Source organism: Qipengyuania aurantiaca (assembly GCF_019711375.1).
GTDB classification, from domain to species: domain Bacteria; phylum Pseudomonadota; class Alphaproteobacteria; order Sphingomonadales; family Sphingomonadaceae; genus Qipengyuania; species Qipengyuania aurantiaca.
The window spans coordinates 286,948-306,526 of the sequence record NZ_CP081295.1; the positions used below are offsets into that span (position 1 = coordinate 286,948).

16 protein-coding genes are annotated in these 19,579 nt (G+C 63.3%); 7 read left to right on the forward strand and 9 right to left on the reverse strand.

Annotated elements, in window-relative coordinates; genetic code table 11:
- Positions 1-42 precede the first annotated feature (42 nt).
- The 3 genes from K3148_RS01465 to K3148_RS01475 all read left to right on the forward strand — a co-directional run bounded on the left by K3148_RS01465 (position 43) and on the right by K3148_RS01475 (position 3,040).
- Positions 43-1,218, forward strand: a complete 1,176-nt coding sequence (locus K3148_RS01465) for an acyl-CoA dehydrogenase (RefSeq protein WP_221426578.1) — start codon at positions 43-45, stop codon at positions 1,216-1,218.
- Between the two features lie 154 nt (positions 1,219-1,372).
- Positions 1,373-2,014: a maleylacetoacetate isomerase gene (gene maiA, locus K3148_RS01470; protein ID WP_221426579.1), complete on the forward strand. Its 642-nt coding sequence runs from the start codon at positions 1,373-1,375 to the stop codon at positions 2,012-2,014.
- Positions 2,015-2,029: 15 nt separating this feature from the next.
- Positions 2,030-3,040, forward strand: coding sequence for a fumarylacetoacetate hydrolase family protein (locus K3148_RS01475; RefSeq protein ID WP_221425580.1), 1,011 nt, complete (start codon positions 2,030-2,032; stop codon positions 3,038-3,040).
- 22 nt (positions 3,041-3,062) lie between these two features.
- On the opposite strand, the gene K3148_RS01480 is transcribed toward K3148_RS01475, so the two are convergent.
- Together K3148_RS01480 and K3148_RS01485 are read right to left on the reverse strand one after the other, a co-directional pair.
- Complete coding sequence (locus K3148_RS01480) at positions 3,063-4,226, reverse strand: acyl-CoA dehydrogenase family protein (RefSeq protein WP_221425581.1); 1,164 nt, start codon at positions 4,224-4,226, stop codon at positions 3,063-3,065.
- Position 4,227: 1 nt separating this feature from the next.
- A complete protein-coding gene (locus tag K3148_RS01485) occupies positions 4,228-4,989 on the reverse strand; it encodes a crotonase/enoyl-CoA hydratase family protein (protein WP_221425582.1) in 762 nt (253 codons plus the stop codon).
- Between the two features lie 115 nt (positions 4,990-5,104).
- Here K3148_RS01485 and K3148_RS01490 point away from each other — a divergent pair, with 115 nt between their 5' ends.
- Positions 5,105-6,373, forward strand: a complete 1,269-nt coding sequence (locus K3148_RS01490; RefSeq protein WP_221425583.1) for an acetyl-CoA C-acetyltransferase — start codon at positions 5,105-5,107, stop codon at positions 6,371-6,373.
- Positions 6,374-6,386: 13 nt separating this feature from the next.
- Here the strand turns inward: K3148_RS01490 and K3148_RS01495 are convergent, their stop codons facing one another.
- On the reverse strand, positions 6,387-6,638 hold the full coding sequence (locus K3148_RS01495; RefSeq protein WP_221425584.1) for a DUF2061 domain-containing protein: 252 nt from the start codon (positions 6,636-6,638) through the stop codon (positions 6,387-6,389).
- A gap of 202 nt (positions 6,639-6,840) precedes the next feature.
- On the opposite strand from K3148_RS01495, the gene K3148_RS01500 reads away from it, so the two are divergent.
- Positions 6,841-7,614: a WecB/TagA/CpsF family glycosyltransferase gene (locus tag K3148_RS01500; RefSeq protein WP_221425585.1), complete on the forward strand. Its 774-nt coding sequence runs from the start codon at positions 6,841-6,843 to the stop codon at positions 7,612-7,614.
- Here K3148_RS01500 and K3148_RS01505 read toward each other — a convergent pair.
- The 6 genes from K3148_RS01505 to K3148_RS01530 all read right to left on the reverse strand — a co-directional run bounded on the left by K3148_RS01505 (position 7,611) and on the right by K3148_RS01530 (position 15,632).
- On the reverse strand, positions 7,611-8,516 hold the full coding sequence (locus K3148_RS01505; protein ID WP_221425586.1) for a sulfotransferase family protein: 906 nt from the start codon (positions 8,514-8,516) through the stop codon (positions 7,611-7,613). The genes K3148_RS01500 and K3148_RS01505 overlap by 4 nt on opposite strands.
- Positions 8,517-8,551: 35 nt before the next feature.
- Entirely contained in the window at positions 8,552-10,471 is a 1,920-nt protein-coding gene (cysN, locus tag K3148_RS01510) for a sulfate adenylyltransferase subunit CysN (RefSeq protein WP_221425587.1), read from the reverse strand.
- Positions 10,471-11,418, reverse strand: coding sequence for a sulfate adenylyltransferase subunit CysD (gene cysD / locus K3148_RS01515; RefSeq protein WP_282099621.1), 948 nt, complete (start codon positions 11,416-11,418; stop codon positions 10,471-10,473). The genes cysN and cysD overlap by 1 nt, the downstream gene beginning before the upstream one ends.
- Positions 11,419-11,555: 137 nt before the next feature.
- The gene (locus K3148_RS01520; protein ID WP_221425589.1) at positions 11,556-12,968 is read right to left on the reverse strand and encodes an alpha-amylase family glycosyl hydrolase; all 1,413 of its coding nucleotides are present in this window, start codon (positions 12,966-12,968) and stop codon (positions 11,556-11,558) included.
- On the reverse strand, positions 12,961-14,493 hold the full coding sequence (locus K3148_RS01525) for an MFS transporter (RefSeq protein WP_425594647.1): 1,533 nt from the start codon (positions 14,491-14,493) through the stop codon (positions 12,961-12,963). Before K3148_RS01525 ends, K3148_RS01520 begins: the two co-directional genes overlap by 8 nt.
- Positions 14,494-14,594: 101 nt before the next feature.
- Entirely contained in the window at positions 14,595-15,632 is a 1,038-nt protein-coding gene (locus K3148_RS01530) for a LacI family DNA-binding transcriptional regulator (protein ID WP_221425591.1), read from the reverse strand.
- A 114-nt stretch (positions 15,633-15,746) separates the two neighbouring features.
- On the opposite strand from K3148_RS01530, the gene K3148_RS01535 reads away from it, so the two are divergent.
- The gene (locus tag K3148_RS01535; protein WP_221425592.1) at positions 15,747-16,439 is read left to right on the forward strand and encodes a DUF6445 family protein; all 693 of its coding nucleotides are present in this window, start codon (positions 15,747-15,749) and stop codon (positions 16,437-16,439) included.
- Positions 16,440-16,630: 191 nt separating this feature from the next.
- On the forward strand, positions 16,631-19,480 hold the full coding sequence (locus K3148_RS01540; RefSeq protein ID WP_221425593.1) for a TonB-dependent receptor: 2,850 nt from the start codon (positions 16,631-16,633) through the stop codon (positions 19,478-19,480).
- Positions 19,481-19,579: the final 99 nt, after the last annotated feature.

Consider the following 19,579-nt stretch of genomic DNA (forward strand, 5'->3'; position numbering starts at 1 on the left):
GAAAGTTTCAAAGGAGACCACATGGCTGGCCCGAATAGTGGGATGGTGCCGTTCGATTGGCAGGACCCGTTCAATCTCGACGAACAGCTGACCGAGGAAGAGCGGATGATCCGCGACGCCGCGCACGGCTTTGCGCAAGGCGAACTCCAGCCGCGCGTGATCGAAGCGTTCAACAAGGAACTCGACGCGCCCGAACTCTTCCCCCTGATGGGTGAAGCCGGCCTGCTGGGCGCGACCGTGCCGGAAGAATATGGTGGCGCAGGCGCAAGCTATGTCGCCTACGGCCTCATCGCGCGCGAGATCGAGCGCGTCGACAGCGGCTATCGCTCGATGGCCAGTGTCCAGTCCAGTCTCGTGATGTATCCGATCCATGCCTATGGTTCGGTAGAACAGAAGCGGAAGTACCTGCCCGGCCTCGCCAGCGGCCAGCTGATCGGCTGCTTCGGCCTGACCGAACCCGATGCAGGCAGCGACCCTGCCGGCATGAAAACCACCGCCAAGAAGGTCGATGGCGGCTATGTCCTCAACGGTTCGAAGACCTGGATCTCCAACTCGCCCTTCGCCGACGTTTTCGTCGTCTGGGCGAAGAGCGAAGAACATGGCGGCGGCATTCGCGGCTTCGTGCTCGAAAAGGGCATGAAGGGCCTCTCGGCGCCCAAGATCGAGGGCAAGATCTCGCTGCGCGCCAGCACCACCGGCATGATCGTGATGGACGAGGTCGAAGTGGGCGAGGACGCGCTGCTTCCCGAAGTGCAGGGGCTGAAGGGTCCGTTCGGCTGCCTCAACCGCGCGCGTTACGGCATCAGCTGGGGCGCGCTGGGTGCGGCGGAATTCTGCATGCACGCCGCGCGCCAATACGGCCTAGACCGCCAGCAGTTCGGCGTGCCGCTTGCTTCCAAGCAGCTCTACCAACTCAAGCTCGCCGACATGATGACCGAAATCTCGCTCGGCCTGCAGGGTTCGCTTCGCGTTGGCCGCTTGATGGACGAAGGCAAGTTCTCGCCGGACATGATTTCCATCGTGAAGCGCAACAATGTCGGCAAGGCGCTCGATATCGCTCGCAAGGCCCGTGACATGCACGGCGGCAACGGCATCTCGGAAGAATACCAGGTGATCCGTCACATGGTAAACCTCGAGACGGTCAACACCTACGAAGGCACGCATGACGTCCATGCGCTGATCCTGGGCCGCGCCATCACGGGGATCGCCGCATTCTGATCCCCTTTCCTACTTTTCGGATATGGAGCATCGCAGGGCGCATGAGCATGCACGATCCCGCTGAAACCCGCAGCTTTGGCGGGATTGGCGTGCCTAGAGGTTTTTCGACCAAGACCGTGTTCCATCCGTTCCACCCTGTAGGAGAGACTGCATGATCCGCCTGCATGGCTACTATCGCAGTTCGACCAGCTACCGCCTGCGCATCGCGCTGGAGCTGAAGGGGCTGGAATACGAGTATGTGCCGGTCAACCTGCTCACAGCTGAGCAGAAGGGCGAGGCCTTCACCAGCCGCAACCCCTTCGGCTCGGTCCCGCTGCTCGAAGCGGACGGTAAGGACCGCGTACAGTCAATGGCGCAAATCGAGTGGCTCGACGAAGCCTATCCTGACAAGCCGTTGCTGCCTTCGGACATCGAAGACCGGTACGTCGCGCGCGAACTGGCCTATGCCATTGCAACCGAGCTGCACGCGCCGCTGAACCTGCCGGTGCTGAAGTATCTCGCCAATGAGTACGGCAAGTCGCAGGACGAAATTGCGGTCTGGTATCGCCACTGCCTCGCCCGCACGCTCGACCCGCTTGAAGCGCGGCTGGCGCAGCTTGGCACCGGCGACTTCCTGTTCGACACCCCCGGCTTCTTCGAGGTCTGCTTGCTCCCGCAAGTCTACAATGCGCGGCGGTTCGAGTACGACTTCTCCGATAAACCGCATATCGAACGGATCGAGGCGGCCTGCCTCGCCCTTCCCGAATTCCAGCGCGCCCATCCGGACGCGCAGCCCGACAATCCCGAAAACCAATAAGAGAGAGGACCTTCCATGAAACTCGCCACGCTGAAAGACGGAACCCGCGACGGCAAGCTGGTGGTCGTCTCCAAGGACCTCACCCGCTATTGCGCCGCCGACAACATCGCCCCGACCATGCAGGCCGCGCTCGACAATTGGGACGAGGTCGCGCCCAAGCTGAACGCGCTCTACACCGATGTCGAACACCAGGCCGTACCCTGCGAGCGCTTCCACGAACGCGAGGCGCATTCGCCGCTGCCCCGCGCCTATCAGTGGGCCGACGGCTCGGCCTATATCAACCACGTCGAGCTGGTGCGTAAGGCGCGCGGTGCCGAAGTGCCCGAGAGCTTCTACCACGACCCGCTTATGTACCAGGGCGGCAGCGACAACTTCCTCGCCCCGCGCGACGACATCCCGCTGAAGGACACCAAGTGGGGCTGCGACATGGAAGGCGAGATTGCGGTCATCACCGACGATGTGCCGATGGGCGTGTCGAGCGAAGAGGCGGCGGACCACATTAAGCTGGTCATGCTGGTGAACGACGTGAGCCTGCGCGGCCTGATCCCGGGCGAACTCGCCAAGGGCTTTGGCTTCTTCCAGTCCAAGCCCGCCAGCGCCTTCAGCCCCGTCGCGGTCACGCCCGACGAACTGGGCGATGCGTGGAAGGGAAGCGTCATCCACCTGCCGCTGATGGTCGACTACAATGGCGAGCCCTTCGGCCGCGCCAACGCCGGGGTCGATGCGACCTTCAGCCTCGCAGATCTCGTCGCCCATGCCGCCAAGACCCGCGATCTGGGTGCCGGCACGATCATCGGGTCGGGTACGGTCTCGAACCAGGGTCCCGATGGCGATCCGGGCAAGCCGGTGGCCGATGGCGGCCTCGGCTACAGCTGCATCGCCGAAATACGCATGATCGAGACCATCGCCGACGGTGAGGCCAAGACGCGCTTCATGGCACCGGGCGACACCGTCCGCGTCGAGATGAAGGACGCCGAAGGCCATTCGATCTTCGGCGCCATCGAACAGAAGGTCGTCGAGGGGTAGTCGGCTACCCCTCGCACAGTCGTTACATCGCGCGGGCAATCACCATCTTCATGACCTCGTTCGACCCGCCGAAGATGCGGGTGATGCGGCTGTCGCGATACATGCGCGCGATGGGATAGTCGTTGATGTAGCCCGCGCCGCCATGGAACTGGAGGCATTTGTCGACCACCTCGCCCTGCAGTTCGGTGACCCAGTACTTGGCCATACAGGCCGTATCGACACTGAGTTCGCGCTTGAGATGTTTGGCGATGCAATCGTTGACGAACACCCGTGCCGCAGTCGCCCGCGCCTTCAGGTCGGCCATCACGAATTGCGTGTTCTGGAAGTCCCAGATGGTCTGGCCGAAAGCCTTGCGGCTTTTGACGTATTCCATCGTCGTCTCGAGCGCCTTCTCGATCCCCGTCATCGCACCCATCGCGATGATTAGGCGCTCCTGCGGCAGTTCGCCCATCAACTGGTAGAAGCCCTTGCCCTCCTCGCCGCCGAGCACGTTTTCGGCCGGCACGAAGACATCGTCGAAGAACAGCTCGCTGGTGTCGGCGGCATCCATGCCGATCTTGTCCAGCTTCTTGCCGCGCTGGAAGCCCTCGGCGCCTTCCGTCTCGAGCAGCATGAGCGAAATGCCCTTGGCGCGCTCCTTGGGATCGGTCTTGGCGACGACGATGATGAAGTCGGCGGTCTGGCCGTTCGAAATATACGTCTTGGCCCCGTTGATGCGGTAGCCGTTACCATCCTTCAGTGCAGTCGTGGTGATGCTCTGGAGGTCGGAGCCGACACCCGGCTCGGTCATCGCAATCGCGCTGACCAGTTCGCCGCTGACGAGCTTGGGCAGGTATTTCTTCTTCTGCTCCTCTGTCCCGTGGCGCACGAGATAGGGCAGGATGACGGTGTTGTGCAGGCTGGCGGCAAAGCCTTCGACATTGTGCTTGGCCTGCTGGTCGATGACGACCATCTCGTGGCGGAAATCGCCGCCGTGGCCGCCATATTCCTCGGGCACGGAGCTGCCGAGCAGACCGGCCTCACCCGCCTCGCGCCAGAAATCGCGCTCGACCTGGCCGTCCTCGCGCCACTGGAGCACGCGCTTTTCCGGGGCGTGCTGCTGGTAGAACTTGCCCACGGCATCGGCAAAGATCGAAATCTCCTCGTCGTCCATGAACTCGGGCTGGGGTACGTCGAGAACGCTCATCTTACTTCCCCTTCCAGTTGGGCTTGCGCTTTTCGGCAAAGGCGGCGGCGCCTTCGCGTGCGTCTTCCGAGACGAACACGGGACCGATCAGCTGCGCCTGCTTGTCGTAGCGTTCGTCCATCGCCCAGCCGCGCGATTCCTTCATGATCTGCTTGGACACACGCACCGCCAGCGGGCCGTTGGCGGCAATGCTGGCGGCCAGCGCCTTCGCACCCTCGAGCGCCGAACCGTCGGTGGCGCGGTTTATGAGACCGAGTTCATAGGCGCGGTCGGCGCCGATGAAGTCGCCGGTCAGCGCCAGTTCCATGGCAACCCGCTCGGGAATCTGATCGGGCAGCATCATCACCCCGCCAGCCGCCGCCACGAGGCCGCGCTTGGCTTCGGGAATTCCGAATTTCGCGTCCTTGTGCGCAACGACGAGGTCGCAGGCGATCATCAGCTCCAGCCCGCCGGCCAGCGCATAGCCTTCGACAGCGGCGATGAGCGGCTTCTTCGGCGGAGCCTGCACCACGCCGCCGAACCCGCGGCCTTCGATGCTGGGCGATTCGCCGCGCAGGAAGCCCTTGAGGTCCATACCCGAACAGAAGGTGCCGCCCGCGCCGGTGAGGATGCCGACACGCAAGTCGTCCTCGGCGTCCAGCCGGTCCATCGCCGCCGCGATTCCCTCGGCTGCCGCCTTGTTCATCGCGTTCTTGGCTTCGGGACGGTTGATCGTGACGATCAATACGCCGTCGTCGACTTCGGTCAGGACATCATCCGACATGCTCGCTCTCTCCATTTCATTCTGAAACTGTTCTTGCGCCCTTGCTGCTTGAGGTTTACGCAAACGTCAACCGGCAAAAGCCGCAAGTTTCGACAAGCCGAGAGAGGATCACGCCATGCCCGAAGCCTATATCATCGATGCCGTCCGCACGCCCCGAGGCATCGGCAAGCAGGGCAAGGGAGCGCTGGCGGCCATGCATCCGCAGCATCTGGCGGCCACGGTTTTGAAGGCCATAAAGGAGCGCAACGATCTCGACACCGCGACGGTAGACGACGTGATCTGGTCGGTCAGCACGCAGGACGGGATGCAGGCGGGCGATATGGGCCGCATGGCCGCACTCGATGCAGGCTTCGATATCACCTCATCGGGCACGACGCTCGACCGCTTCTGCGGCGGCGGCATCACCTCGGTCGCGCTTGCCGCGGCGCAGGTGATGAGCGGGATGGAGGATTGCGTCGTCGCGGGCGGGACCGAGATGATGAGCCTCACGGCGCAGATGGCGAAGGACAAGATGCAGGCGGGCCTCAAGCCGCCGATGATGGGCAGCTACAACGAGCGCCTGCAGGCGAGCCATCCGCAAAGCCACCAGGGCGTATGCGGCGATGCCATCGCCACAATGGAAGGCTTCACCCGCGAGGAACTGGACGAGGTCGGCTATCGCAGCCAGCAACGCGCGGCGCACGCGATTGCCGAGGGGCGGTTTGCGAAATCGGTGGTCCCGGTGACCGATGACGACGGCAATGTCGTCCTCGACAAGGAAGAATATCCGCGTCCCCAGACCACGCGCGAAGGGCTTGCCGAACTCGAACCGGCCTTCGCAAAGATCGCCAACGTCCCGCTCGACAAGAACGGCACGACCTTTGCCGGACTGGTCAACGCCAAGTACCCGGATCTCGACATCAAGCACTTCCACCACGCGGGCAACAGCTCGGGCGTGGTCGATGGCGCGGCGGCGGTGCTGGTGGCGAGCAAGGACTATGCGAAAGAGCACGGCCTCAAACCGCGCGCCCGCATCGTAGCGACGGCGAATATGGGCGATGATCCGACGCTGATGCTCAACGCCCCCGTCCCTGCCGCGAAGAAGGTGCTGGAAAAGGCGGGCCTGACCAAGGACGACATCGATCTTTACGAGATCAACGAGGCCTTCGCCGTCGTCGCCGCCAAGTTCGTGCGCGATCTCGAACTCGACTGGGACAAGGTCAATTTGAACGGCGGCTCGATCGCGCTGGGCCATCCGATCGGGGCGACCGGGTCGATCCTTATCGGCACGATGGTCGACGAGCTGGAACGGCAGGACAAGCGCTACGGGCTCGTCACCATGTGCGCGGCTGGCGGCATGGCTCCGGCCATTATCATCGAGCGCGTCGACGATTTCGTCGACTGACGCAGAGGTCGCATCAGGCGGTCTTCTCGGCCGCCTCGCCTTCGTCCTTGGCAAAGCCCCAGGACACGTTCGCCCAGGCGCGTTCGTGGAAGTAGTAGAGCACCATCTTGGTGACGACTTCGCTGATGGCGATGGCTCCGGCCGCCTTTGGGCTGCCGGTGAAGAACCAGCTCAGCAGGAAGGTGTCGAAGCTGCCGAGAATACGCCAGCTGACGGCCTTGGCGAAGCTGCGCGAATGCGCTTCGCGACCACGAAACAAGATCATCGAATTCCCTCGTTCCGGCGACCCGGCCGGATGTGTATCTCTTGACGCCCCGATACCTATCGGGACGAGCGTGGCCGCTTAGTGCCAAGCGGCGTAAAGTCAATCCTTTGAGGCGGATCGGGCTTGCAGAGAAAGGCTGCGCGTGTTTGAGGTCGAGGCCAGTTCCAAGGTTCACGAAAGACGCAATCCGCACGACATGGACATGTCCGCAAAACCTAAGGCCGCACGGGCAGCGCTGGTTCTCGCCAATATGACCATCGTCGGAGAAGACGAGGTCGAGGCGCGCCTGTTGCCGGCCATTGCCGAAGTAGAGAGGCCCGCCACGCTCGGCTTCATCAACGCGCATGGCGTGAACCTGTGCTGGGAAGATGCGGAGATCGCATCCAACTTCTCCGGGCTCGATTTCCTGCTGCGCGACGGGATCGGGGTCGACCTGTGCTGCCGCAGGATGGGCTGGCCGAGCGGGGCCAATCTGAACGGCACCGATTTCATCCCGCGCGTCCTCGACCGCCGCGATGGCTCGGTGGCGCTACTTGGCACGCAGTCTCCGTGGCTCGACGAAGCGGCCGAGCGCCTGCGCAAGCGCGGGCTCGACATAGGGGCCGTCCACCATGGGTTCGAGGACGTGCCCTTCTACGTCGACCTGGTACTGGAGCAGCGCCCCGCTACGGTCGTGCTGGCGATGGGCATGCCCAAGCAGGAGCAGGTCGCCGCGCTGATCCGCGAGCGGGCCGACTGGCCGGTGCTGGTCATCTGCGGCGGCGCGATCCTCGACTGGATCGCCGAGCGCTTCACCCGCGCGCCCGACTTCTACCAGAACAACAATCTCGAATGGCTCTATCGGCTCATGAAAGAGCCCAAGCGCCTGTTCCGCCGCTATGTGATCGGCAATCCGCTGCTGCTGATGCGCATCCCGGCGTTGGCGCGGACGGCCAAAAGCCAAGGCCTCGAGCCGAGGACGCTCCCCCGCGCCTAGCCCACCCAGTCGGGATAGTCGGTCACGCCGATCTGTGCGAGGACTTCGGGCAGCGCAGCGAGTTCGGGAGCGTAGAACTGCTCTACGCGCTTGCGGCTCGCCTTGTCGGGCATCTCGCGCGTGTCTTCGTTGAAGAAATAATAGACGTCGCGCAGCAGATCGCGCGCGGGTTTCACGCGGTTGAACACCGGCTCGAGCATGGCGTTGAGGCGCACGGCGACGTCGTGCAGTCCGCCCAGCTTCACGTCGCGCGACTTGTTCTCGTGATAGAGCGGTTCGGCCGGCAGCGCCGCATTGGAGACCCCAAGCGCATCGGCAAGGACGCTACGCAGTTTCGCCTGCCCCGCCTCGTCGCCCATCCAGTCCTGGAAGACGACGTGGATCTGCTCCTTCGGGAACACTTCGAGCCATTCGCGCAGCACGCTGGAGTAAGCGCCCTCGCGCAAGGTCAGCCGGTCGATCTCGTCCCAGCTCGCGATGTCGGCGTCGCGCTGGTCGATGCCGAGATCGACGAGCGCCGAGGCGCTGTAGCGCTCGAAGTCCTTTTTCGCGACCCACCGCTTGTTGTTGATCATCGTCCAGGCGGAGAAGAATCGTTCCGTCGGCTCGCGCAGGGTGAAGACGATGTGCGCATCGGGCGCTTCGGCGTGGATGGCCTCCGCCGCCCGCTTGCCGAAAGCGAAGTAAAGCGGCGAGGCTTCGAGCCGCGCCGTCGCTCCAGACACATCGCGGAAGCACGCTTCGTAGCGATCATAGGGGCATTCCACCCCTTCGATCAGCCGCGAAAGGAAGAAGTCCGTTTCCTTGTGGATCGACGGGGCCACGCCCTTCGTCCGCGCAAAGTAGCGGAACAGCGAGGTCGTGGCGGTCCGCGTGGGGCCTGCAAGGATGCACGTGCGCATGGCTTCGTATCCGTATCGTCAGCCGGTCCTGCCGCTTACTTGAGCGGCAGGATCTGCTTGATGATGTAGTCCGCGGCTTCCTCGGGGCTCATCGCCACCGTGTTGACGCGGATTTCCGGGCTTTCGGGCTCTTCATAGGGGCTGTCGATGCCGGTGAAGTTCTTCAGCTCCCCGGCCCGCGCCTTCTTGTAAAGGCCCTTCACGTCGCGTTGCTCCGCCACTTCAAGCGGTGTGTCGACATGTATCTCGATGAACTCGCCCTCGCCCATCATGTCGCGGACCAGCTGGCGGTCTGCGCGGAAGGGTGAGATGAAGGCGGTCAGCACGATCAGGCCCGCATCGGTCATCAGCTTGGCGACTTCGCCGATGCGGCGGATGTTCTCGATCCGGTCGGCCTCGGTGAAGCCCAAGTCCTTGTTGAGACCGTGGCGGACATTGTCCCCGTCGAGCAGGAAGGTGTGGCGGTTCATGATCGCCAGCTTCTTCTCGACCTCGTTGGCGATGGTCGACTTGCCCGAACCCGAAAGGCCGGTGAACCACAGCACGCGGGGGCGCTGGTTCTTCATCGCGGCGTGATCGTCACGCGTGATGTCGACCGCCTGCCAGTGCACGTTCTGCGCCCGGCGCAGGCTGAAGTGCAGCATACCGGCACCGACCGTGTGGTTGGTGATCTTGTCGATCAGGATGAAACCGCCGAGCGCACGGTTTTCCGTGTAGGGATCGAAAACGATCCGCTTGTCGGTGGTGATTTCCGCAACGCCGATCTGGTTCAGATGCAGCGTCTTGGCCGCAAGGTGTTCCATCGTGTTGACGTCGATCTCGAACTTCGGCTCGGCGACGGTCACGCTGACCATCTGCGTGCCGAGCTTCATCCAGTAGGCGCGGCCGACGACCAGCGGGTCTTCGTCCATCCACACGATCGTGCTTTCGAACTGGTCGGCCACTTCGGGCGGGCTGTCGGCAGCCGCCAGCACGTCACCGCGCGAGCAATCGATCTCGTCGTCGAGCGTGATGGTGACCGACTGGCCGGCCACACCTTCGTCGAGGTCGCCGCCCATGGTGACGACCGACTTGACCGTGCTGGTCTTGCCCGAAGGCAGCGAGCGGACGGTGTCGCCCGGTTTCACGCTGCCGGAGGAAATCAGGCCGGAGAAGCCGCGGAAGTCGAGGTTCGGGCGGTTCACCCACTGCACCGGCATGCGGAACGGGTGGGCAAGGTTCTCGTCCGAGCGGACTTCAACCGCCTCAAGGTGCTCCATCAGCGTGGGGCCATCGTACCAGCCGGTATTGTCCGAGCGCGACGTGATGTTGTCGCCCGCAAGGCCCGAGATCGGGATCGCGGTGAAGCTCTCGATGCCTATGCTCTCGGCAAAATGCGCGTAATCGGCGATGATCGCGTCATACTTTTCCTGGTCGTAATCGATCAGGTCCATCTTGTTGACGGCGAGCACGAGGTTCTTGATGCCGAGCTGGTGGCACAGGAAGCTGTGGCGTTTGGTCTGGACCAGCACGCCCTTGCGCGCATCGATCAGGATGCAGGCGAGGTCGGCGGTCGAGGCGCCGGTCACCATGTTGCGCGTGTACTGTTCGTGGCCCGGGCAGTCGGCGACGATGAACTTGCGGTTCTCCGTCGCGAAGAAGCGGTAGGCGACGTCGATCGTGATGCCCTGCTCGCGTTCGGCGGCAAGACCGTCGACCAGCAGCGCGAAGTCGATTTCCTGGCCCTGCGTGCCGACGCGCTTGCTGTCGCTTTCGAGCGCGGCCAGCTGGTCCTCGAAGATCATCTTGGAATCGTAGAGCAGGCGGCCGATCAGGGTCGACTTGCCGTCATCCACGCTTCCGCAGGTGATGAAGCGCAGCATGGTCTTGTGCTGGTGCTTCTCGAGATAGGCGTCGATGTCCTCGGCGATGAGGGCGTCGGTCTGGTAGATCGGATCGTTTGCGTTCTCAGGCATCAGAAGTAGCCCTCCTGCTTCTTCTTCTCCATCGAAGCGTCACCCGAATCCTTGTCGATCACGCGGCCCTGGCGTTCGGAGGTGGTGGTCAGCAGCATTTCCTGGATGATTTCGGGCAGCGTGGCCGCCTCACTTTCGACAGCGCCGGTCAGCGGGAAGCAGCCGAGCGTGCGGAAGCGGATCGAGCGTTCGGTGATCTCGGGGCGCTTGCCCATGACGCGCTCAAGGCGCTCGATATCGTCGGCCATGAACAGGCCGCCTTCGTATTCGAAGGTCGGGCGCATGGCGGAGAAGTAGAGCGGCACGATCTCGATATTCTCGAGATGGATATACTGCCAGATGTCGAGCTCGGTCCAGTTCGACAGCGGAAAGACGCGGATGCTCTCGCCCTTCTTCTTCTTCGCGTTGTAGATGTTCCAGAGCTCCGGGCGCTGGTTCTTCGGGTCCCAGCCGTGGCTGGCGGTGCGGAAGGAGAAGATGCGCTCTTTCGCGCGGCTCTTTTCCTCGTCGCGGCGCGCGCCGCCGAAGGCCGCGTCGAAGCCGTACTTGTCGAGCGCCTGCTTCAGCCCTTGCGTCTTCCACATATCGGTATGGAGCGGGCCGTGGTCGAAGGGGTTGATCCCCATTTCCTCGGCTTCGGGGTTCTGGTGGACGAGCAGTTCCATGCCAGCATCCTCGGCGCTCTTCTCACGCAGGTCGTACATCGCCTTGAACTTCCACGTCGTGTCGACGTGGAGCAGCGGGAACGGCGGCGGCGAGGGATAGAAGGCTTTCTTGGCGAGGTGGAGCATCACCGCGCTGTCCTTGCCGATGGAATAGAGCATCACGGGCTTTTCGGCCTCGGACACCACTTCGCGCATGATGTGGATGCTCTCGGCTTCGAGCCGCTGCAAATGGGTGAGGGACATGGGTTCTCGTCTGTGTCGTTCTGTCGTGCGAAACGGGATGCGCACGCCTTGCGCGCGCGTCTTCGATTCACAAGCTGCGATTGATGGCACGCGCGATAGGAGAACTTGCCGCTCAGCACAATGGGCGGGGTGAAGCTTTCGTCTCCACCCCTAGCCGTGCAATCGTATTGAAATCCTTATCGCGAACCGCTGCTCAGCAGCGTCCAGTCCCACGGCTGAAGGCGAAGCTGCTGCCCTTCGCGAAGGGTGACTTCGCCGCTGGGGTCAGCGCCTGCGCGAAACTCGCGATAGGTCCCGGCGGCCAGACCGCTGGTGAGCGTAACTGAAGCTGGGCGGTCGCTCATGTTGAATATGCCAAGCACCTTGTTGCCGTCGCGCTGGCGTACCCACGATAAGACCTGTTCGGGATTGGAATTCTCGACCTTGTGCATGACCGCACCCCATTGCCCGTTCGCCAGCGCCGGATTCGTCTTGCGGAAGGCGATCAGGCTGGCAAGCAGGTCGCCATAGCTGCACCCTTCGCCCTGGCTCCAGTCGATCGGGTCATGCTCGAAGAATTTCAGCCGCTTGGCGTTGCAGGCCTCCATCCCGTTGTGGATCAGCGGCAAGCCTTCCCCGGTGAACGAGAGCGCGGTCATCGCGGTCAGCGCATCGCCGTAGTTCTCGCGCATGGTGCCTTCCCACGCGTTGCTGTCGTGGTTCTCGATATAGGTCATGCGCATGGCTTCGCGCGGCCAGAGGCTCTCGTTCTCGGCGTAGTAGCCGTAGAAGCTGGTCGCGTTGCCCTTGCCGTGGGCCACGTTCTTCGAGGTGTTGTGCCAGTCCCACGCATAGGTCGCGTCGAAGGCCTCGTGGTGGAAGGCGGTCTGCTGCACCTCGCCCAGCATGAAGACGGGCTTGATCGCTTCGAGCCGCGCGCGCACCGTTTCCCAGAAATCGAGCGGGACATAACCCGCCACATCGGCACGGTATCCATCCACGCCGAACTCGCGCACCCAATATTCCATCGCCCCGCCGACATGCTCGCGCACGCCGGGCTGCGACCAGTCGAGATCGATAATGTCGGACCAGTCCCACCAGGGCGTGGGGCGGAAGTCGCCCTTCCAGTCCTTTTCGTACCAGTCAGGGTGCTGTTTCGCGAGATCGTTGTCCCACGCCGTATGGTTGGCAACGAGATCGAGGATGACCTTGAATCCCTGCGCGTGGGCAGCGTCGACGAAGGCGCGGAACTCTTCCTCGGTGCCGAATTCGGGGTTCACTGCGTAATAGTCCTGGACCGAATAGGGGCTGCCGAGCGTGCCCTTGCGGTTCTCCTCGCCGATCGGATGGATCGGCATGAGCCAGAGGATGTCGACGCCGAGTTCCTTGAGCCGCGGCAATTCGGCCTGCGCGGCCTTGAATGTGCCTTCCTCGGTGAAGTGGCGCGTGTTGATCTGGTAGAGCACGGCATCGCGCGACCATTCGGGATGTTCGATGGTCACCACTTCCCTGGGGGCATAGCTCGATGCGGAGGACACGGGCGAGGCATCGGCTGCGGAACAGGCCGGCAGCAGGGCAATAGCGGCGATGGCGGCTGCGAATTTACGCATGGGTTTTCTCCTGCGGAATGGAAGCGGCGACGCGCTGCATGGCGATTGCGGCTATGAGCCAAGAGGCGGCGGCGAACAGCATGGTCCACAAGGGCTCGCCCGGGAACAGCCACAGCATGACCTGCCCCATCACGGTCGCCACCAGCAGCTGCGGCACGACGATGAAGACGTTGAACAGCCCCATGTAGATGCCGAGCTTGGCCTGCGGGAGGTTCGAGGCGAGGATGGCGTAGGGCATGGCGAGGATGCTGGCCCAGGCGATGCCGATGCCGACCTCGGCCAGCAGCAGCGCGTTCGCATCGCGCACGAAAAAGAACATCAGGAATCCGGCCGCACCCAGCGTCAGGCAGATCGAGTGGGTCATGACCTGTCCGAACTTGCGGCTGAGCACCGGCAGCAAGGCCAGCGCGGCGATCGCGGCCACCCCGTTATAGACCGTGAAGAGCACGTTCACCCAGTTCGCGCCCTCGTTATAAGCGGCGCTCGCCGTGTCGGTGCTGCCGAAGACATATTGCGTCACCACCGGCGTGGTGTTGATCCACATGATGAAGAGCGCCGACCAGCTGAAGAACTGCACCAGCGCGAGGCGCTTCATCACCTCCGGCATACCGGCGAAATCGCCAACGATGCTGGAGAGCATGTTCGCGGACTGGCCCTTCTTGGCCATCGAGATCGCGACTGCGCTGAGCAGGCCGTAGACTGCCAGCAACCCGCCGAGGAGCAACATCTCTTTCTGCAGGTCGAGCGACTGGACAAGCAGGACTACGACAAGACCGGCCGCCATCCAGACGGCGCTCGAAAGATAGGTCTTTGCCGCAAGCGCCCTGATCGGCTGGCTGTCGTCCGGCTTTGCCTCGCCGCCGAAGGTTGCCATTTCCTCGGGCGAGAATTCCCTCGTGGTCACGATGGTCCACATGACGGCCGCGAAGAGCGCGAAGGCGCCGAACCAGAAGCTGTATTTGACCGTGTCGGGAATACCGCCATCGGGCGCGACATTGGCCACGCCCAGCTGGTCGAGGAACCAGGGGAAGATCGACCCGACCACCGCGCCTGCGCCGATGAAGGCGGTCTGCACGGCATAGCCCGCGCTGTGCTGGTCGGTCCTCAGCATATCGCCGACAAAGGCGCGGAACGGCTCCATCGAGACGTTGAGCGAAGCGTCGAGCACCCACAGCATGGCCGCCGCAAACAGCAGCGGCGCCCCGAAGGCGGGGCTCAGCGGCATCAGGAACAGCGACAGCGCGGCAAAGATCGCGCCGGTCAGGAAATAGGGGCGGCGGCGGCCCAGCCGGTTCCATGTCCGGTCAGACAGATGGCCGATGATTGGCTGGACGATGAGGCCCGTCAACGGAGCCGCGACCCAGAGCGCGGGCAGATCGTCGATGCTGGAACCGAGCGTCTGGAAAACGCGGCTCATGTTCGCGTTTTGCAGCGCGAAACCGATCTGGATACCGAAGAAGCCGAAGCTGATGTTCCACAGGCCGGCGAAACCCTGCCGAGGTTTTTCGCGAACAGTCGCGTCCATAGTCATGCAATCCTCATCCCGGCCGGGTCTTTGCGCCCGGTCCCTCGTTTCGCATGGCTGGCACGAAGCGGGCCGCAAGGCCACTGCGTATACGAATACGCTTATGCGGTGACGCTGCTGCCGCGCACGATCAGTTTGCCGGGCAATTTGCGCGGCGGAAGGTCGCGGCCCTCGACTTGCGCCAGCAGCGTTTCGACGAGCACTTCGCCCGCGCCCTTGATGTCTTGCATCACCGTGGTGAGCGGCGGCGTGGTCATGCTGGCGGCCGGAATATCGTCGAAACCGACCACCGCGACATCGCCGGGCACGCTGCGCCCCGCTTCGGAAAGCGCGCGCAGGGCACCGATGGCAATAAGGTCGCTCGCGGCGAAAATCGCGTCGAACTCCGCCCCGCTGTCGATCAGCGCCTTCGCCGCGGCCCGTCCCTGCTCCTCTGTGGTGAGGGCATCGAACTGCAGTTTGGGATCGGGCTCCAAACCCGCATCCGCCAGCGCCGCGCAAAGCCCCGCGTAGCGCCCTGCAAACTCGGGGTAGTGATCGTCCGCATGGCCGAGAAAGGCGATCCGCTTGCGTCCCTGCGCCAGCAAATGCTCGCCTGCCAGCCGCCCGGCCTCGACATTGTCGGTGCCCACGGTCACACCGCTGCTGTCGCTCGATACGGACCCCCAGCGCGCGAAATGCGTGCCCTGCCCGGCCAGTTGCTCCATCCGCTCGCGGTATTTGGTGTAGTCGCCATAGCCCAGCAGGATCAGCCCGTCGGCGCGGTGGCTGTCCTGGTACTGGACGTGCCAGTCGTCCTCCATGCGCTGGAAGGAGATGAGCAGGTCCAGCCCCCGGTCGGCAGTCGCGCGGGTGATCGACCCGAGCATCGCGAGGAAGAAGGGGTTGATCATGCTCTCGTCGGGCGTCGGGTCCTCGAAGAACAGCAAGGCGATGGTGTTCGAGCGCTGCGAACGCAAGGACGAGGCGTTCTTGTCGACCGTATAATTGAGGTCGCGCGCGATCTGCTGGATCTTGGCGCGGGTTTTCTCGCTGACCGAGCGATCACCGCGCAGGGCACGGCTGACAGTGGGCTGCGAAACCCCAGCCGCGTAGGCGATGTCGAAACTCGTCGGCCGTCCGGTCGGCTTGCGTCCCATGTCTCTCCCCAAGCACCGAAGCGCCTCTCTATCGGGACGCTAAGGCAGTCTTGCGCAGAAGTCCAAAGGCTTGGGCGTGAATTGTGCAAGAATCGGCGCTAACAGCCGGTAATCATGACCAGTCCCCTCGCCCTTTCGCCAAACGCCGCCCTGTCGGTGACCCGTTTCGGGCGGGAGGAGCAGCCGCTCGTCACCGTTACCGATGCGCTGGCCGATCCGGCGCAGGTCGTCGAAATTGCCGCGCGCCACAGCTACAAGCCTATCGGCGCGTTTTATCCCGGCCTCCGCGCTGCCGTGTCGGAGCGAATTGCGATGCCGCTCGTCGACCCCTTGCTAGAGCATTTCGTTTCGGCTTTCGGCCTCGCGCGCACGCCACGATTTCGCGAATGCTTTCTCTCGGTCGTCACCGCCAGCCCCTCGGACCTCGCCCCCATTCAGCGGCTGCCGCATTTCGACGGGACCGAACCAGAACGGCTCGCGGTTCTGCTCTATCTCGACGCGCAGGAAACCGGGGGCACCGGTTTTTATCGCCAGCGTGCAACCGGCTTTGAAAGCGTCGACGAAAGCCGCTTCGAAACCTACCGCGAAACGCTCGAAAGTGAGATCGCCCGACACGGCTTGCCCGATAGCCGTTACATCGATGGCGACACCGAAATCTTCGAGCAAACCCACCGGATCGAAGGCGCTTTCAATTCGCTTGTCATATACCGTGGCAACACGCTGCATTGCGCCGCCCTTCCCGGCGACTTTGCACCCGAGACAGACCCCCGAAAGGGCCGATTGACGCTCAATCTCTTCCTCGACTGACCCGAGAAAAACTCCAAACATTCAGTTAGTTACGCGACGCATTCATATCGTGTATACGTATGCCGTCTTCCGAAACCGGCCGCCGTGGACGTATCAAAAGCTGGAACAGGCGGGGGCAACACCTGCCACGAGTCTAACGGGACTGCTCGCGCTGCAAGCACACGGCCGGGCGATTTGGGAGAATACGCACAATGGCATTTCGCAAGCACCTGGGAGGGGGCATCAGCACCGGCGCAATCACGATCGCGCTGGCCTCGATCGCCGCGCCCGCACTGGCCCAGGAAGCCTCGGTCGAACCGCAGGATGAGAACGTCTCGGAAGCGGACAATGGCGCCGAAGACAATGTGATCATCGTCTCCGGCTATCGCCAGGCGCTCGAGAACGCCGTCAATCTCAAGCGCGAAGCCCCGGTCATCGCCGAAGCCTTCAGCGCCGAAGACATCGGCAAGCTGCCCGACGTCTCCATCGCCGAAACGCTGGGCCGCCTGCCCGGTCTTGCCGTGCAGCGCGTGGAAGGCCGTGCGCAAACGCTGTCGGTCCGCGGCCTCGGCCCCGATTATTCGAACTCGCTCCTCAACGGCCGCCAGCTGGTTTCCTCGGGCGATAACCGCGCGGTCGAATACGACCAGTATCCTTCCGAGCTGATCGACCAGGGCGTGGTCTACAAAGTGCCCTATGCCGGCCTCATCGGTCAGGGCCTTGCCGGTACCGTCGACCTGCGCACCATCCGCCCGCTGGCCAAGGGCGAGCAGATCTTCTCCATCGCCGGCCGCGTCGAATTCAGCGAAGACGGCGCGCTCAATCCCGACGTTAAGGGCTGGGGCTATCGCGCGACCGGCACCTATGTCGACCAGTTCGCCGACGACACGCTGGGTCTTGCCGTCGGCGTCGCCTACCAGTCGAGCCCGAGCCAGGTGAAGCGCTTCAACGCCTGGGGCTATCCCGAACTCGGCGATGGCGATGTCGACAGCGGTAACGCGCCCGACGGATCGCAGGGTGCGCTCGTCCTTGGCGGCATGAAGCCTTACGCAAAGTCGGTCGACCTCGATCGCCTGGGCGCTTTCGGTACGCTCGAATGGCAGCCGAGCCCCGAGTGGAACACCACGCTCGATGTCTTCTACGCCGACTATCGCGAGCGTATTCCGCTGCGCGGCATCGAATTCCCGCTCAATCCGGGCTGGGGTGCCGGCACGACGATTACCGACGTCAGCAACACCGGCCTTGCCGACAGCGTTACCTTCGAAAACGTCCAGCCCGTGGTTCGCAACGATTACGACCGCAAGGACGTGGAAACGATCGCGTTGGGCTGGAATACGAAATACGAGAACGACGACGTCATCCTCAACCTCGACGTCGCTTACTCGCGCGCCGACCGCCGTTTGCAGCAGATCGAAAGCTATTCGGGTCTGAACTTTGCCGCTGGCGACACCAATGCGGGCGACACGGTCACCTACACGCGCACCGGGGATGGCTTCCCGTTCCGGTTCACCAACCAGGTCGACTACTCGGACACCAGCATCATCCAGCTGACCGATCCGCGTGGTTGGGGTGGCGGCCGCGGCATCGTCCAGGCCGGTTTCATCAACGACACCAGCACGGATGACGATCTGTGGACGGTGCGCGGCGAAGTCGTCGGCAAGGTCGACAGCCCGCTCATCAAGAACCTGGTCATCGGCGCCTCCTACGACCAGCGCACCAAGTCGCGCGACATCACGCAGAACTTCCTCAGCCTTGCCGGCCCGAACGGCGCCTTCATCGACGATGGCGCAATCACTCGTGCGCCGATCCCGCAGGAAGCCCTGCTTGAGCCGATCGCCGCGCTCGACTTCCTCGGCTTCGGCCCGCAGGTCGCCTACGATCCTTTCGTGCTGCTCAACAACGGCACCTATGTCCTGACCAGCATCGAAAGCTCCGACCTGCCCTATCCGGGTGACTGGACCGTCGATGAAAACATCTGGACCGGTTACCTTCGGGCGGATCTCGACACCATGCTCGGTGCGATCCCGATGACCGGTAACATCGGCGTCCAGGCGGTCTTCACGAGCCAGAGCTCGAGCGGCTTCGAATCGGATGGCGGCATCGGTGCGCAGCAGGTCCCCGTGACCGATGGTGACGAATACTCGCACCTCCTGCCCAGCATGACGCTGAACTTCGCAATTGCCGACGACATGAAGCTGCGCTTCGGTGCGGCGCGGACGCTGGCCCGGGCCCGGATGGACTTCCTCAACGCCTCGACCAACGCGGGCGTCAGCGATGTCTTCGACTTCGAAACCGGTTCGATCTTCAGCGGCAGCGGCGGCAACCCGCAGCTTCGTCCTTACGTCGCCGACGGGGTCGACCTGAGCTACGAATGGTACTTCGGCGGCGAAGGCTATTTCGCGATTGCCGGCTACTACAAGTGGCTCGACGATTTCGTGAACTCGAACGCCGGCGTGGTGCGCGACTTCAGCTACCTGCGTCCGGTCCTTTCGGACCAGCAGCGCGCGATTGCCGATGCGACCACCTATTTGGGTGTTGTAAGCGCTCCGGACAATCAGGCCGATGGCTGGATCCGCGGCGTGGAAGCTTCGCTTTCGGTACCCTTCGCCCTGTTCACCGACGGCTTTGCAAGCGGCTTCGGTTTCCAGACCAGCGTGGCCTTCACCGACAGCGAGCTGACCATCTACCCGCAGGAAGGCGATCCTTTCGAAACCGACGTTCCGGGCCTTTCGAAGTGGGTCGTCAACTCGACCGCCTACTACGAGAACAGCGGCTTCGAAGCGCGTATCAGCCACCGCTATCGCACCGAATTCCTTGCCGAATTCCCCGCGATCTCGGCCAGCCGCGCCCAGCGCCTGACCTATGCGGAATCGATCTTCGACGCGCAGATCGGCTACCGCTTCGAGGACGGCACCGCTCTCGAAGGCCTGTCGCTGACCCTGCAGGCGCTCAACCTCACGGACGAACCTTTCGTGAGCTACGCCAACGGCGATCGCGAGCAGATCATCGATTACGAAGAGTACGGTCGCACCTACCTGATCGGCGCGTCGTACCGCTTCTGATCCTTTCGTCGGCAAGGCGGGCCGATCCTCCGGTCCGCTTCGCCCCCGAAACGCCGGGTTTGGTTTTCGCTTCGGCGAGCTAAACCCGGCGCAGAGGGA

Excerpts from the sequence above, each read along its gene's own strand:
- K3148_RS01465 (WP_221426578.1), top strand. The coding sequence starts at position 43 with ATGGTGCCGTTCGATTGGCAGGACCCGTTCAATCTCGACGAACAGCTG.
- K3148_RS01475 (WP_221425580.1), top strand. The coding sequence starts at position 2,030 with ATGAAACTCGCCACGCTGAAAGACGGAACCCGCGACGGCAAGCTGGTG.
- K3148_RS01480 (WP_221425581.1), bottom strand. The coding sequence starts at position 4,226 with ATGAGCGTTCTCGACGTACCCCAGCCCGAGTTCATGGACGACGAGGAG.
- K3148_RS01485 (WP_221425582.1), bottom strand. The coding sequence starts at position 4,989 with ATGTCGGATGATGTCCTGACCGAAGTCGACGACGGCGTATTGATCGTC.
- K3148_RS01490 (WP_221425583.1), top strand. The coding sequence starts at position 5,105 with ATGCCCGAAGCCTATATCATCGATGCCGTCCGCACGCCCCGAGGCATC.
- K3148_RS01495 (WP_221425584.1), bottom strand. The coding sequence starts at position 6,638 with ATGATCTTGTTTCGTGGTCGCGAAGCGCATTCGCGCAGCTTCGCCAAG.
- K3148_RS01500 (WP_221425585.1), top strand. The coding sequence starts at position 6,841 with ATGTCCGCAAAACCTAAGGCCGCACGGGCAGCGCTGGTTCTCGCCAAT.
- K3148_RS01505 (WP_221425586.1), bottom strand. The coding sequence starts at position 8,516 with ATGCGCACGTGCATCCTTGCAGGCCCCACGCGGACCGCCACGACCTCG.
- cysN (WP_221425587.1), bottom strand. The coding sequence starts at position 10,471 with ATGCCTGAGAACGCAAACGATCCGATCTACCAGACCGACGCCCTCATC.
- K3148_RS01520 (WP_221425589.1), bottom strand. The coding sequence starts at position 12,968 with ATGCGTAAATTCGCAGCCGCCATCGCCGCTATTGCCCTGCTGCCGGCC.
- K3148_RS01525 (WP_425594647.1), bottom strand. The coding sequence starts at position 14,493 with ATGGACGCGACTGTTCGCGAAAAACCTCGGCAGGGTTTCGCCGGCCTG.
- K3148_RS01530 (WP_221425591.1), bottom strand. The coding sequence starts at position 15,632 with ATGGGACGCAAGCCGACCGGACGGCCGACGAGTTTCGACATCGCCTAC.
- K3148_RS01535 (WP_221425592.1), top strand. The coding sequence starts at position 15,747 with ATGACCAGTCCCCTCGCCCTTTCGCCAAACGCCGCCCTGTCGGTGACC.
- K3148_RS01540 (WP_221425593.1), top strand. The coding sequence starts at position 16,631 with ATGGCATTTCGCAAGCACCTGGGAGGGGGCATCAGCACCGGCGCAATC.